General features: G+C 64.2%; 12 protein-coding genes and 1 pseudogene. 10 read left to right on the top strand and 3 right to left on the bottom strand.

Features of this window, described 5'->3' with window-relative positions; translation table 11 throughout:
• Nucleotides 1-125 precede the first annotated feature (125 nt).
• From STH_RS11300 to STH_RS11290, 3 genes are all read right to left on the bottom strand, one after another.
• Nucleotides 126-962 carry an ExeA family protein gene (locus STH_RS11300; RefSeq protein WP_011196390.1) on the bottom strand — a complete coding sequence of 279 codons (837 nt, stop codon included), beginning with the start codon at nt 960-962 and terminating at the stop codon, nt 126-128.
• Nucleotides 963-2351: a DDE-type integrase/transposase/recombinase gene (locus STH_RS11295; protein ID WP_043713948.1), complete on the bottom strand. Its 1389-nt coding sequence runs from the start codon at nt 2349-2351 to the stop codon at nt 963-965.
• An 80-nt stretch (nt 2352-2431) separates the two neighbouring features.
• Nucleotides 2432-3046, bottom strand: a complete 615-nt coding sequence (locus tag STH_RS11290) for a DUF6431 domain-containing protein (RefSeq protein ID WP_011196840.1) — start codon at nt 3044-3046, stop codon at nt 2432-2434.
• Nucleotides 3047-3249: 203 nt separating this feature from the next.
• Between STH_RS11290 and STH_RS11285 the strand changes: the two are divergent.
• From STH_RS11285 to STH_RS11245, 10 genes and pseudogenes are all read left to right on the top strand, one after another.
• Nucleotides 3250-3765 (top strand): annotated as a pseudogene (locus STH_RS11285) (transposase); the annotation flags it as partial.
• Nucleotides 3766-4046: 281 nt separating this feature from the next.
• Nucleotides 4047-5657: a transposase gene (locus tag STH_RS11280; protein ID WP_011196386.1), complete on the top strand. Its 1611-nt coding sequence runs from the start codon at nt 4047-4049 to the stop codon at nt 5655-5657.
• A 148-nt stretch (nt 5658-5805) separates the two neighbouring features.
• Nucleotides 5806-6900, top strand: coding sequence for a DNA methyltransferase (locus STH_RS11275; RefSeq protein ID WP_043713946.1), 1095 nt, complete (start codon nt 5806-5808; stop codon nt 6898-6900).
• Nucleotides 6901-6904: 4 nt separating this feature from the next.
• Complete coding sequence (locus tag STH_RS11270; RefSeq protein ID WP_011196384.1) at nt 6905-8056, top strand: hypothetical protein; 1152 nt, start codon at nt 6905-6907, stop codon at nt 8054-8056.
• Nucleotides 8053-9729 carry a helicase HerA domain-containing protein gene (locus tag STH_RS11265; protein ID WP_207635383.1) on the top strand — a complete coding sequence of 559 codons (1677 nt, stop codon included), beginning with the start codon at nt 8053-8055 and terminating at the stop codon, nt 9727-9729. The genes STH_RS11270 and STH_RS11265 overlap by 4 nt, the downstream gene beginning before the upstream one ends.
• 13 nt (nt 9730-9742) lie before the next feature.
• On the top strand, nt 9743-10174 hold the full coding sequence (locus STH_RS19180) for a hypothetical protein (RefSeq protein WP_207635382.1): 432 nt from the start codon (nt 9743-9745) through the stop codon (nt 10172-10174).
• A gap of 25 nt (nt 10175-10199) precedes the next feature.
• On the top strand, nt 10200-11033 hold the full coding sequence (locus tag STH_RS18050) for an HNH endonuclease (protein ID WP_197525165.1): 834 nt from the start codon (nt 10200-10202) through the stop codon (nt 11031-11033).
• Between the two features lie 238 nt (nt 11034-11271).
• Complete coding sequence (locus tag STH_RS17375; protein ID WP_011196380.1) at nt 11272-12420, top strand: copper amine oxidase N-terminal domain-containing protein; 1149 nt, start codon at nt 11272-11274, stop codon at nt 12418-12420.
• Nucleotides 12421-12551: 131 nt separating this feature from the next.
• Entirely contained in the window at nt 12552-13175 is a 624-nt protein-coding gene (locus STH_RS17370) for a TetR/AcrR family transcriptional regulator (RefSeq protein ID WP_050742252.1), read from the top strand.
• Between the two features lie 17 nt (nt 13176-13192).
• Nucleotides 13193-13732: an ABC transporter permease gene (locus STH_RS11245; protein WP_011196378.1), complete on the top strand. Its 540-nt coding sequence runs from the start codon at nt 13193-13195 to the stop codon at nt 13730-13732.
• Nucleotides 13733-13776 lie beyond the last annotated feature (44 nt).

Raw genomic sequence — 13776 nt, 5'->3', positions numbered from 1 at the left:
ATCCCGGAGCACGAGTACGTAACGTGGGTGCGTCCGGCAGTCCGGCTCACAATCGAAGTAGACCTCAACCGTAAACTGAGGCAGCACGGTCGCTCGCAGTGAAGCCAGCACGAGTCATCCCTTCATTACCACGGGCTGCTGCCCTTGGCGGTCTGCAGATCCTGCAGCTCAAACAGAACCCGGTCGACATTGGCCTCGTCCACAAAGCGCTGTTCACGGGAGCAGGCGTCCAGCAGGCAGTTGGTGCAGAGTGTGTTAATGACCCGGGGAAGCCCGCGGGACTCGGCGGCGATCTTCTGCAGCGCCTGTTCCGAGAAGATGTCGTGGTCGACACCCGTCCGGCGCAGATGGTGCCGGATGTACGCGACGCTTTCTTCCTCGCTCAGCGGCCCCAGATGGTACCGCACCTGAACGCGCTGGGCGATGGCTTCGAAGGTGCGCAGGCGGAGCATGCCGCGCAGTTCGGACTGGCCCACCAGCAGAAAGGTCATGGGACAGGCCGAATCCAGGTGGAAGTTGAGCAGGAACCGCACCTCCTGCAGCATGGCGTGCGGCAGCAGATGGGCCTCGTCCAAGACGATGACGGGCTGCAGCCCGTGCAGCCGGTAGCCGTCCAGGATGGTCTGCTCAAACAGCCGGCGGGCCTCTCGGCTCAGGAAGTGGTAGGGTGCGGCGACACCGAGCTGGGTGAGCACGTCGCGGTAAAAGGCCGTGGGCGTGAGCTTGGAGTCGGCAATGTAGACAAACGGATTCCGGCTGCGATCCAGCAGGTCGTAGAGGGTACGGATCGCAGTGGTCTTGCCGGATCCCACCTCACCGGTGATGAGGCCGAACGCCCGGTGGCGCACGCAGTACTGGAGCCTGGCCAGCAGCTCCTGGTGCTGTGCACACGGAAACAGGTCGGTGGTCGGGATCTCCTTGCTGAAGGGCAGGACGCGAAAGCCAAAGAACTCGGCCAGCACTCAGTTCTGGCCCCCCTTCGGCTGCGTCAGCCGGGTGTAGGCGGTCTCACCCAGCCGCCTCCGCCGTTCGGTGTCATGCTGCTTCTTGGCCAGCGTGAGGAAGTTCAGGCCGGTCTTCGGTGCTGCTGTAGCTGGTTCGGGTGCGGGGGATACCGACCGGTGCCGGGTACGGTGCAGCTTTAGCGGGACGGCGTCGGCAAAGCGCTTACCCTCGTGCCAGACCTGGATCTGGCTGAGGTCGTACGGGTCGTAGCGAAGCGTGACCTTCCGGCGGGCCAGGGCCGGGTCGACCTCGTATTGGTTGCGGTAGAGCGAAAAGCAGCCCGTCTGGTCCACCACGCGCTCCTCCTCCCAGAGGAAGACCTCACGGAGTGCACTGGGGTCAATTCGCCGCAGCGGCTCCGTGTCGCTCTCAAACCGCTGCCGCGGCGTCTGCTTGGTCACGCCGTGCACCCGGTTGTGGTACGCCACCTCCAGCCAGGCCCAGAACAGCTCGTTGAGCTGCTCCAGGGTCGCAAGCTGGCCGGCGGCGATGAGTTGCTGTGCCTCCGGCAGAAAGCTCTTCTGTACGGTAAGGAAAAAACGCTCGATCTTCCCTCGCCCTTGCGGCCGATAGGGCCGGGAATGGGTGAGGCGGATGCCCAGCCGGCCGCAGATGCGCGCCAGGTGCCGGGCGGAATAGATCGCCCCGTTGTCCACGTAGATACGCCGGGGGAGACCGTAGCGCAGGATGGTGCGTTTCAGGCAGTCCTCCAGGCGGGGCAGTTTCTCCTCCCAGTACATCTGCCCGTAGACGATGCGGCTGTAGTCGTCGATGAAGGCGATGAGGTAGACCTTGCGGGTCTTGTCGGGCCTGTCCGGATGCGGCAGGTTCAGGAGATGACACACGTCGCCCTGCCAGCAGTCGTTGCGGTGGGCCGCTTCAAAGCGCCGGAAGGTCGCCCTGCGCTTGCGGCTGAGCATAGCCTTGCGGCTGTAGCCCGCCCGCACCAGATGCTGCGACAGGGTGGATCGCCGGAGCAGCCCCGGTGGAACTACGCCGGCCTTCTCCAGGGTGTCAATGATCTGCTGCACGCTGCGCTCCGGCACTTCCCGCCTGGCAGCGATGGCGTGCTCCAGAATCTCCGGTGTGATGACACGGCCCTTGCGGGCGTCGTCCCGCACCTTGGGTTTCAGCCCGTCGAAGCCGGCCTGCCGGTAGGCGGCGATCCAACGCTCCAAGGTGCAAACGCTGACCCGGGTCTTGTCGCTGTGCGGAATCTGGTGGTGCTGGCGGGCGATTTGCTGCAGAATCCGCCGCCGTTCGAGCCGGGTCACATCCTCCGCCACTACCGGTGCGATGAGCTGCCACCGAAAAGCGGCAATCTCGTCGCGCTGCTGTTCGTCCATGGTGAGTCCCTCCCTTGCCAAGTTGGCGCCATTGTGGCACGCCAGCCTGCGGGAAGGCGACGGACAGACTCTGTGGTGTGCTAGAGGGAAGCCGTGCCTTCACCCAGCCGGTTCAGCGCAGCAAACACTCCGCCGTGTTCCTCCGGCCGCCGCCCCATCTGACGGCGGTACCAGTCCCCCACATCCAGCAGGAAGTGGAGCGTGGCGTCCGGACCTTCCCGCCGGGGGGTGAGGGCATCGAGGTCTGTGTCCGGCCAGAAGCGCAGAACCCGTTCGGCAAGGTACTGGCTCCACTCTCCGGCCAGCGCTCTCGCCCTGACAAGCCAGCGTCTGAGCGTCTTCTCCGAGAGCCAGCTGACCGTCGGGCTGCTCAGTCGCCGGGCCAGGGTGCTCCAGGGCAGCCCCCGCCGCACCCGCCCGCGAACCACGGCTTCTCGCACCAGCGTGATGAATCGGGCGTACGGTTTCAGAAAGTCAGGCAAGATGGCGCACGTCTTACGGCACCCTGGGCACCACCAGCGGTAAATCGGGATGTATGCCTTCTGGTGTGCAGTAAAGACCCAGCGCCAGTACCGCCCATGCCGCCGCATTCGACCACCGCAGCCTGGGCAGTGCAGGGGCAGGTCCGGCCCGCAAGTGCCATATTTGCGAAGATAGGTCTGGACGTTCTGACCCAGGGGAAGTAAGATACACATACACAGGTGCACTCCGCCCTGTGGGGAGAGCCTGCCCAGGTGGACCGCCAAGTCACAGGCCTGGGCAGGCTCTCATATTTGTCCCCTGTCGTACGAAAACGGAGAGGACAGCCCCTCTCCTGATAATTCTATCTTCAATATTCTCTGTCCTACACAAGCGCACGATGCTCAGCACATGTTGACAAATAATCCGGGCAACAACAGCTATCCGAACCGTGTTCAGTGGCGCCAGCTGGCAGCGCTGCCGGGTTCACTTCATGCGGAACCTGCTCGGCTATGTGCCCAAGAACCTGCAGTCCATGGTGGCGGCTGCTGTGAGGACCATCTTCGCGCAGCCGGACCAGAAGGCAGCGAGGTCCCAACTGGCCGTAGTGGTCGAGAACCTGCGGAAACAGTTCCCCCGGGCCGCACAGCTGCTGGAAGATGCCGAGGAGGACATTTTGGCTTACATGGCTTTCCCGTCTGAGCACTGGCGGCAACTACACTCCACCAACCCGCTGGAACGGCTCAACAGAGAGATCGGCCGACGGACGGAGGTCGTCGGCATCTTTCCCAACAGAGAAGCCCTGATCCGCCTGGCCGGAGCCGTCATGATCGAACAGCAGGAAGAGTGGATGACCGCCCCACGCCGATACTTCAGCCAGGCGTCCATGGCGAAACTGTACGCCAACGACCCCAGCCTCAGTTGTCCGGAACTCCTACCGCTGAGTGCCGACTAGAGCAACTGCATCGCTGGAACCCGATTTACACCACTTGACGGGACTTGATCGACCCGGCTCAGCGTGTGGTCGAAGGGGCGAAGACTAGGAAGAGTCAGTAGTATGTTGACAGGATGGTGGCACGTGTCCAGCGAACCAATGAGGAGCACGCCTCCTAGCTCAAGTTTCGCGTGAATAACCCGCACTCCGTACAATGGAAACCCATTGAAAAAGCATCAGTCTGAACCAATGATACATGGTGGGATTTGCCCCTCTTAAACCACCATGTGGAGGTTCGACTGATGCAGTCTCATGGTACGACGCCCGAAGTCACTGCGCAAGCCATCAAATCCACCACCCGGCATGGTTTTCTTGTCGCTCTTGGTTGGGTAGCGCAAAGGCTGAACCTGGTTGACGTGTTGAACCGGCACCTGCGGATCAATCAGAAGACCTACACCCATACGCCGGTCGACAAGGTAGTCGAGGCGTTGGTTGCCATTCTCGGCAACTGCCGCTACATGAAGGACCTGAACTTCGATCCCGAGCCGCTGGTCGCCGACCCTGCCGTAGCTCAAGCCTGGGGGCAGGAACGCTTTGCTCACTTCTCCACCGTCTGTGCGACCTTTAGCAAACTAACGGAGGAAAACGTTCAACAACTTTCCGATGCACTGGCGGAGATCCAGGCTCCCCTGCTTCAGCAGGAGGTTGCGGCGGTGGCGGGCCCAGACCGGTCCGGAATGGTCATCGTGGACATCGACCTCACCGGCCAGAAGGTTCGGGGCGAGACCAGGCAGTACACCGGTACCGACTTCGGCTACATCCAGGGGAAGTTGGCCCGAGGCTATCAGATCGCAGCCGCCTTCCTCAGCGGGAAGCAGCAGCGCTTTGCCATCGACGGCCTTCTCAAGTCCGGCAAGGCCAACAGCCGTTCCGGCGCCTGCCTGCTCGAACTGATTCCCAGGATCGAAGCCCGGATTGGTCGTCCCCTGCGGCGAGTCGAATGGGTCGAGGCATGCCTGGCTCAGCAGAAGGCTCGGGTCAGGCAGCTGTATCAGCAACTGCAGACGGTATCAGGCAAGGGCAGCGCCCGCCGGAAGCAGAAGCTGCAGCGTGAGTTCCAGGAGGAGGTTCAGCACCTCCGTGAAGTGAACCAGCGACTCCGGCAGTACCGGCAGGAGAATCGGACGAACCCGGCTCCCCTCCGGATCGTGCTGCGAGCCGACAGCGCCTTTGGCACGCCGGAGGTGATCCAGCGGCTGCTGGAGCTGGGATACGAGTTCACCATCAAGTCCTACTCCGGAAGCAATCCCGCCTACAAGCGCCTCTTCGACGCCGTGCCGGCGGAGGGCTGGGTTGAAGTCGAGAAGAACCGGTTTGCCTCCGAAGCCGTTACCGTACCTGGCCCCACTTTGCTCGCACCGTATCCGGTGCGACTGGTCGCCATGCGCCGCTGGGACGCCGATGGCCGGGAGGTCCGCAGCGTCATCCTGACTACGCTCCAGCCTGAGGAGCTCACCACGACAGAGGTCGTCAAGCTCTACCATGGACGGCAGACCATCGAAGCCGGGTTCCAGGAGTGGAAGGGAACGTTCCACTTTGGTACTCCTCGGATGCGGAAGTATGAGGCCAACGCCGCCTTCACGCAGCTGGTCTTGTTCGCCTTCAACCTGGTGCGCTGGGCTTGGCGGTTTCTGAGCACGAACTCGCCCAAACTGGCCGAGGCGGGGAGTCGACTCTTGGTACGAGTAGCGGCCCGGTGCCGAGCAACCATTCGGTGCCTCGGCGACACGCTGCGGTTGGTGTTCAGCCGGGGTACTCCCCTGGCTGGAGCTGAGATTACCCTGAACCGGGCCACTCCCTACCCATACGCCCTTTTAACACCACGAATGTCGAGTTGTTCGCGTGAAACTTGAGCTAGGCCTTGCGTGTGTTGACGAGAACGAGTGAGCCCCATAACCGGGGCTTTCCTTGTTTGCAGGTATTTCCCCTTCACCCGCCGAATTGTCGCACTATCGAAAACCAACCTCATTCGCAATCGACGTCACACCGGAGGCAGCCACGATGACCACAGCCCCGCACCTGCGCCTCAACGCCCTGTGCCCCTACTTCACCATGTTCCCCCTCGACTTCCCCACCCGGTATCTGGCCCAGGCCCGGCCGGGCGAGTGGGTGCTCGACCCTTTCTGCGGCCGGGGAACCACAAACTACGCGGCGCGTCTTCACGGCCTTCCCACCGTCGGCATCGACAGCAGCCCCGTGGCGGTGGCGATTGCCCGGGCCAAGCTGGTCCAGGTCACCCCCGACGAACTGATCGCCGAGGCGGAACGCATCCTCGCCGGGCCCGAGCCGGCCGACGTGCCGGAGGGCCACTTCTGGGACCTCGCCTACCACCCCCGCACCCTGCTCGACATCTGCCGGTTGCGGGAGGCGCTTCTGCGCGACTGCGAAGCGCCTGTGCGCATCGCCCTGCGGGGGCTTATCCTCGGCATCCTTCACGGTCCCCGAACCAGGCGGGCGCCTTCCTACCTGTCGAATCAGATGCCCCGTACGTATGCCACCAAGCCCGATCCCGCGGTCCGCTTCTGGGTCCGCAGGGGGATGAGGCCCGAAGAAGTGGACGTACTGGACGTCCTCGCCCGCCGGGCCCGGTATAGCTTCGCCGCGCTGCCTCCGCCGGTCCCGGGGTGCATCCTCCAGGCCGACAGCCGGGAGCCCGGTGCCATCCCCGTCGTAGATGGGGGGTACCGATGGGTGATCACCTCGCCGCCCTACCTCGGCATGCGCTCCTACCAGCCGGATCAGTGGCTGCGGCTCTGGTTCCTGGGTGGAGAGCCCACCGTACGGTACATCCACGAGGGACAGGTGAGCCACTTGCAGGGAGAGTACCAGCGCGACCTTGCAACCGTCTGGCGGAACGTCGCGGCTCGGTGCCGACCGGGGACCAGGCTGATCATCCGCTTCGGCTGCCTCCCCACCCTGCCTTGCAATCCAAAGCAGGTGCTGGAGGAGACCCTGGCGAGGTCGGGTGTACCCTGGCGCATCGTGGAGGTTACAGGCGCCGGCATCCCGCCGCGGCACCGGCGCCAGGCCGTACAGTTTGAGAAAACCCGCCCGGCTCACGAGGAGATCGACCTCGTGGCCGTCTTGGGGGAGTGAATCGATGCTGCACCCAGATGCATTGACGGGCATCAAGGAGCAGATCATCCGGCTCGCGGAGGCCGACCGCGCCCTGTTGGACGACCTGCGCCGGGAGGTGAGGGACCTCGCCGGCAGCGTCAGGGTGATTCGGCCCCGCAGTTCTACCGCGATCTCACTGGTGGCCAGCGACGGCGGCAACAACAAGCTTGTGTTCGACCCCTTCTACGTGCAGGTGGTACGGGTGGTGGACTCGTACGGCAAGGAGCTGCTGGTAGACGTCGTCTCGCCGACCACTGACCCCGACTCCTTGTTGACGAATCACTTCACCCCGTCGGGGGACCCGAAATCGGCCCTGGGCCGGCTGATGGCCGACCTGGGGGTGAGGAGCCTGTCCGCGCTCAGCCACATGATTCCGGACAGCAGGCGGGTGCGGGAGCGCCCGGAAACGGTGAGCCCCTCCTGGGTGCAGGTCTACCGCGATATCTGTGAGTGGGCGGTGCTTTATGAGCGCATCTGTTACCAGACCTTTGCCTCCGACACGCTGATTGTGCGGGACGGCCTGCTCCGCTCCAAGGTCTTCCGCGGCGAGGGCTTCATCCGGATGCGGGAGCGGATGGAGGAGGCCATCGAGCGGGTGTGGCGGCAGGACCGCCGGCGCATCTATCTGGTGGGGCTGGCCAAGCACAGCCAGGTGCTGAACCGGTATGGCCTTGCGATGGCCATTGAAGAGACCCTCCCCGCCGGCGATGCCCGCTACGTGGCGATTCCCCGGGAGTTGGAAGCCAAGGCCTACAAGTGGCAGGAGTGGGCACGTGGTGCCGAGACTGAGGAGGGGGAGGCCCCAAAGTTTGTGGCCGGCGACATGTTCTTCGTCCGCTTCGGGCCGCACTCGGGCGATCCCGTCTGGGCTGTGGACATTTTCTCGGCCCAGCGTGACCGGGCGGACGAGATACTCGGCCACCTGCTGGCAGATGCCCGGGACGGTTTTCCTGTGCCGTATTATCCTCGCTGTCTCCAGCGGGCGCACGAGCACGCACAGCTAGCTGACTTCGACTGGGCGATCCTGCAGGACCAGATCCTGGATGCTGTACGGGGGCTGCTCCCCCGCGAAAAGCAGTTCCTGCTCGATGCATACAGACTCAGGGCAGACGTGACGGGAGAGAGGTACGGATGACGCTTTTTCCGCGAGACCAGGTAGTGGGCATCTTTCGCGGCTTCAGCCAGGGCGGTATGGAGTTTCACGCCGACTTGGTGCTGCCGTACCGGAGCGAGTTCCAGTCCATCCCCATGCATGTCCAGTTCCTCATCGTCCAGTTGGAGAACCAGAACGAGGGCGTGCTGGGGCGCATTACCTCCACTACGGCCGACGGGCGTCTCACCCAGGGGGCGGGGGAGGACTACGGCCTGCGGGTGATCGCGGAGGATCGGGAGATCCCCGAGGACCTGCGGGACCAGTACCTGAAGTACCGGGTGAACATCCGGGTGCTGGGGGTGCTGCGGGAGGTCGGTGGAAGGATCGTCTTTGCCCCATCCCAGCGGCGCCTGCCTCACGTGGGCAGCCGAGTCGCTTTCCTCTCCCCTGAGCTCCTGCGTGAGGTGGCCGGCCACAACCTGGAAGGTGCCGAGCTGGGCTTCCTGGCCCTTGGCGAGTTCATCTACGCCAGAGGGGACCGGCGCCTGAAGGTGGAGGAGTGGATGCAGGTGCGGGAGCCGGTGGTGGTGCCGCGCTTCCCCATCCGGCAACTTGTCTCCCGCCGGTCCTTTGTCTTTGCCCGGGCCGGCTTTGGCAAGTCCAACCTCAACAAGTTGCTCTTCGCCGGCCTGTATGAGGAGACACCGACGGTGGAGAAGCGGGGTGGCCGTCAGGTGCCGGTGGGGACCATCATCTTCGACCCCGACGGCGAGTACTTCTGGCCCGACGACAAGAACCGCCCCGGCCTGTGCGACGTGCCCCACCTGCAGGACCGGATCGTGGTCTTCACCAACCGGGAGGCGCCGAGTCGCTTCTACCAGTCTTTCGTCGCCGGAGGGATCAAGCTGGACATCCGGCGGCTCCGGCCCGCGGATGTGATCTCCATCGCCCTCTCTCCGGAGAAGCAGGATCAGCAGAACGTGCGCAAGCTGAAAGGCATGAATGACGCAGACTGGAGCGAACTGGTGGATGCGATTGCCGCGGAGGGCAACGCCACCGATCTTGGACTGATCAAGCGGTTGCTCCGTTTGGAGGAGGGCCAGGAGGCGGAGGCCCTGGCGGCCCGGGCGAATATGACCACCATCGTGAAGATGCTGCATGACCGCTCCAGCCAGATGTTGGACATGCTCCTCGCCGCTCTGAAACAGGGCTGCATCTGCGTGGTGGACGTCTCGCAGCTCAGGGGATCGTCGGCCCTGGTGCTCTCAGGGCTCATCCTGAACCACATCTTCCAGCATAATCAGGAGCAGTTCACCCGGGCGGAGCCGGACACCATTCCCACCATCGCCGTCATTGAGGAGGCACAGTCGGTGCTGGGCCCTGGCGGTGGCTCCGGTGCGGAGCCCTGGCGGTGGCTCCGGTGCGGAGCCCTACATTGCATGGGTGAAGGAGGGCCGCAAGTACGACCTGGGTGCGGTGATGATCACACAGCAGCCGGGGTCGATCTCTACCGAGATCCTGAGCCAGGGCGACAACTGGTTCGTCTTCCACTTGATCTCCGCAGCCGACCTGACGGCCCTGAAGCGGGCGAACAGCCACTTCAGCGACGACCTGCTCAGCTCGCTCCTGAACGAACCGATCCCCGGCCATGCTGTGTTTTGGAGCAGCAGCGGCGGCAAGCCATATCCAGTGTCCATCCGGGTGTTCAGTTTTGAGGAGCGGTACCAGGTGCTGGACCCAGACGGGACACGGGGAGCTGTCGAGACCTTCGCCCAGCGGCTGCGGTCCACCTACGAAGCCGTACTGCGGCCGGCAGGTGAGGCTGCTGCGGCACGAGCGCACCCGGAAGAGGCGGCTGCCGAGGAGGATGTCGATAGCCTGAAACTGCCGTTGTCGCGTGCCTTTGAGAAGGTGCGTTCGGACAAGGCATTCATGGATGAGCTGCGGACAACGGGCGTACCTTGGGGTGTTATTGTCGGAAAAATCAAGGAGCACCTGCCTACCGAGTGGCACGATCTTGATAACCGGGCGTACCAGAGCGTCAAGCCCTTCCTGGACGAGACGTTCGGTCAAGGCAACTGGGACACGGAAAAGCGACCCACCCGGGACGGAAGCCGCAGCGTGACCTGGGCCTTTGTACGAAACCGGGTCGACGAGTAGCGAGCATCAGGAAGGCGGTGGTCAGGTGAAGCTGAATCGCAAGATGATGCATTGGCTGGGCGTTCGACTCGTTGAGGCTGCCAAAGAAGGTCACACGGTCTACTATCATGAGTTGAGTAAGCCCCTGCAACTCACCAACTACCGTCTGCTGAGTGAGCCTCTCGGCGAGCTATCGGAACTCGCTATGGATAACGGTTTTCCTCCGATTTCCGCTGTCGTCATTAACGTAACTGACCAACTGCCTGGTGCTGGCTTCTTTAAGCTTGTAGGCAGGAAACTACGTGGCTATGAGATCCCAGAACAAGAGTGGCAGCCCTTTTTCGCAGAGATGCTGGCAGAAGTGTTCGCTTGGGACGACTGGGACGACTTCCTGGAGGTGCTGGATGAGACGTACGGCTCTGACCTGCCAGCGACCCGAGCTGCGGGGACTGGAAGGACCGCACATCCAGACCTGGCCAGGACGGTTGAGCAGGACCTGCAGGCCGAAGAGATTGAGGAAGGGCGGATCGAAGGTGGCGTCGTCGAGTACTACGGCCGCCGGTATGAGCGCGATCCCGAAAACAGGCGTCGGGCAATTGAGATCCACGGGTTGAACTGCGTCGTCTGTGGGTTCAACTTTGAAGAAGTCTACGGTCCACGTGGAAGGGACTTCATCGAGGTTCACCACGTCAAGCCTCTGAAGGCGTTCGAAGGTGTAGCACAGGTTGTAGACCCCAAGGTCGACCTGGTTCCCATCTGTGCGAACTGCCACAGGATGATCCATCGCCGTCACGACAGTGTTCTCACCCCGGACCAACTGCGCCGGATCGTCGAAGAACAACGCGCTACGCGGTCACCAGGCCACCGACCGATGCGATAGCTCCACCCGAACGAGATGGGCCCTCGATTCCGCAGCGCGGAGTTGAGGGTCTAAGCATGTCTGCGTCTGTACGGCACCATTCTTGGCTTCAGCCTGGCCTCGAGGCGGTCAGGGGCATCGGGATTCATACGGACGCGGCGGATGCACGTGCAAGTGCTCTCATTCACAAAAAGGAGTTCCCCCGCCGGAGTAAGAATGGAATACCCATTAAGTCTATTTCGAAGGGAGACTTGCACCCATGCGCCGCGTGTTAGCCCTACTCATGATGCTGACCATGATGCTCGTTCCCGCTCTGGCCCAGGCGGAGACCGCGGTCCGCCTGGTGGTGGACGGGGTCGAGGTACAGACCGACGTGGCCCCTGTCCTGGAGAACGACCGTACGCTGGTGCCCATCCGTGCAGTGACTGAAGCCCTCGGGTTTGAGGTGGAGTGGGACCAGGAGACCCGCACGGCGACCCTGACCAAGGGCGAGACGACGATCCAGCTCACCGTGGGCAGTCCGGAAGCCGTGGTCAACGGGGAGAAGGTGGCACTCGACGTGGCCCCCTTCATCGTCTCCGACCGCATGATGGTCCCTGTTCGCTTCGTCGCCGAGGAGATCGGCCTGCTGGTCGACTGGGAGCAGGAGACCCGCACGGTGCTCATCACTTCGCAGCCGCCAGCGGATGAGGCTGCGGAGACCGGTGAGTCCGACGAGGATGGCGAGGCGGATGAGGCCGGCGAGCCCGCCGGTGTGGTCGAGCCGGCCGCGCTGGAACTGCTCGCGCAGGCTCATGTCGCTTCCGAGGTGAACGTCCGGCAGACGGGCCACTTCACCGTGACCATCGAGGGCGGGCTGATTCCCGTCGATTCCGAGATATTCCTCGAAATGTACCAGGAGGCGCCGGAGCGGGCCCTCGGCTACAACACGGTGCGGGCCTTCGGGATGGAGCAGACGATCGGGGTTGCGGTACTCGACGGCCAGTACTGGATGCAGGACGAGACGGGCGCATGGGCTCAGATGGTGATGGAGGAGATGGCGCCGACGGATCGCCTGTCTGACCCGTCCGCCCTGGTCAACCTGAACCCCGCGGAATACGACTGGGCCAGCGCCACCGTTACCCGCGAGGCCTACGAGGAGGCCGAACTGCAGGTCGTGACGGTGGTCATGGACAAGTCGGGACTGGCCGCTCTGATCGGTGAGGCGTCCGAGCTGATCACCGACGTCCGGATGGAGGCCCGGTACTGGCTCAACGACGACGGCACGCTGCATCACATCGATGTGTATGTCGAGACCATCGCCGACGAGCCGGTGCCCATACGGGTGGTCATGCAGGGCACCGTGTTCATCGAGCCCTGGGACGGGACCATCGAGTTCCCGCCCGAGATCACCGGTGCTGCCGAGTAGTCGGCGGCCGGAGCGGGGTCTTTCCCTCGATCGAGCAAGGTGTGGGGCTGCGGGAGCGGGATTCCCGCAGCCCCTGAGCTTTTTCGCCCTCTCCCGCGATCCGCCCGTTGACAACGGGCCCGGCATCTCCCATGTCCCCCCGTCCGAAGAACCCGCCGCCGGATCGGCGGGCGGAGATCCTCGACGCCGCCCTGCGGCTCTTCGCCGAGAAGGGGTACGCCGAGGCCACCAACGCCGAGATCGCCAAGGAGGCCGGGGTCACCGCGGCGGCACTCTACTACTACTTCCCCAGCAAGGAGGAGCTGTTCAGGACCGCGGTGCGCCAGCACATCGGGCGGTTTGTCCCGACGCTGCGGGCGCTGACGGCGCAGGCGCCCGCGGACGCCTCCGGTCCGGAGGCCGTCGGGATGATCCTCCGGAACGCGCTGGCTTTCTTCACGGAGGAGAAGACGCAGCTGGTGCTCCGGATCGTCCTGGCCGAGGGGCCCCGGCGCCCCGAGATCCGCCAGATCTGGATCGACCAGATCACCGGGATCTTCGAATTTTTGGCCCCCTTCGTGATGAACGCCATCGCCTCGGGGCAGATCCGCCCCATCGACCCCCGGCTGATCTTCGTCCTGCTCCAGGGCCCCATGCTGTCGACCGTGATCATCCGGGACCTCCTGCAGGTTCCCGCGCTGGAGGGGCTCACCAACGACGCCGTGGTCGACGCGGTCCTGGAGACCACGCTGGCCGGCCTTCGGACCGACGGCTGAGAGAGGAGGAACACGCCGTGTTCCAGCGCATCCTGGCCCTGGCCCAGAAGGAGTTCATCCAGATCCGGCGCGACCGGCGGAACCTGGCGATGATGCTGGTCCTGCCGATCCTCTGGCTCATCCTCTTCGGCTATGCGTTCACCTTCGACGTGGGCGAAGTCCCCGTGGCCGTCGTCGACCGGAGCGGCACGACCATCGGCGCCGCCGTGGCCGACGCGCTCCGCAGCTACGACCGCTTCGTCCCCGCCGACCTGCCGGAACCGTCTGAGGCCGGCATCCGGGAGGCGATCTTCCGGGGCGAGGTGGTGATGGGCGTCCTCATCCCGCCCGGCTACGGCGACGAGGCGCATGCCGAGCTGCACATCCTGCTGGACGGGGCGAACCTCTTCGCCGCCCAGACCGCGGCCCGCCTGATCCCGGCCGCGCTGGAGCCCGCCCAGGAGGTTGTGCGGGCGGAGCTTCAGGCCCGCACCCGGGCGCATGTGGCGGAGCTGATCGCCGAGGCGGCCGAGGCGCGCAAGGCTGAGGTGCTCGAGGGAGCGGCGAGTCCGCCGTGACGCCCCTGCCGTTCCCCCGGGCAAACCTCTGCCCGGGGGTTTTC

It is taken from the genome of Symbiobacterium thermophilum IAM 14863 (assembly GCF_000009905.1).
GTDB lineage: Bacteria > Bacillota > Sulfobacillia > Symbiobacteriales > Symbiobacteriaceae > Symbiobacterium > Symbiobacterium thermophilum.
Note: the sequence above shows the minus strand (reverse complement) of the source record. Positions and strands in the feature narration are given on the sequence as shown.

What these genes read in the sequence shown, in the direction of transcription:
- STH_RS11295 (WP_043713948.1), bottom strand. Translation starts at nt 2,351, where the DNA reads ATGGACGAACAGCAGCGCGACGAGATTGCCGCTTTTCGGTGGCAGCTC.
- STH_RS11290 (WP_011196840.1), bottom strand. Translation starts at nt 3,046, where the DNA reads ATGTGTATCTTACTTCCCCTGGGTCAGAACGTCCAGACCTATCTTCGC.
- STH_RS11280 (WP_011196386.1), top strand. Translation starts at nt 4,047, where the DNA reads ATGCAGTCTCATGGTACGACGCCCGAAGTCACTGCGCAAGCCATCAAA.
- STH_RS11275 (WP_043713946.1), top strand. Translation starts at nt 5,806, where the DNA reads ATGACCACAGCCCCGCACCTGCGCCTCAACGCCCTGTGCCCCTACTTC.
- STH_RS11270 (WP_011196384.1), top strand. Translation starts at nt 6,905, where the DNA reads ATGCTGCACCCAGATGCATTGACGGGCATCAAGGAGCAGATCATCCGG.
- STH_RS11265 (WP_207635383.1), top strand. Translation starts at nt 8,053, where the DNA reads ATGACGCTTTTTCCGCGAGACCAGGTAGTGGGCATCTTTCGCGGCTTC.
- STH_RS17375 (WP_011196380.1), top strand. Translation starts at nt 11,272, where the DNA reads ATGCGCCGCGTGTTAGCCCTACTCATGATGCTGACCATGATGCTCGTT.
- STH_RS17370 (WP_050742252.1), top strand. Translation starts at nt 12,552, where the DNA reads ATGTCCCCCCGTCCGAAGAACCCGCCGCCGGATCGGCGGGCGGAGATC.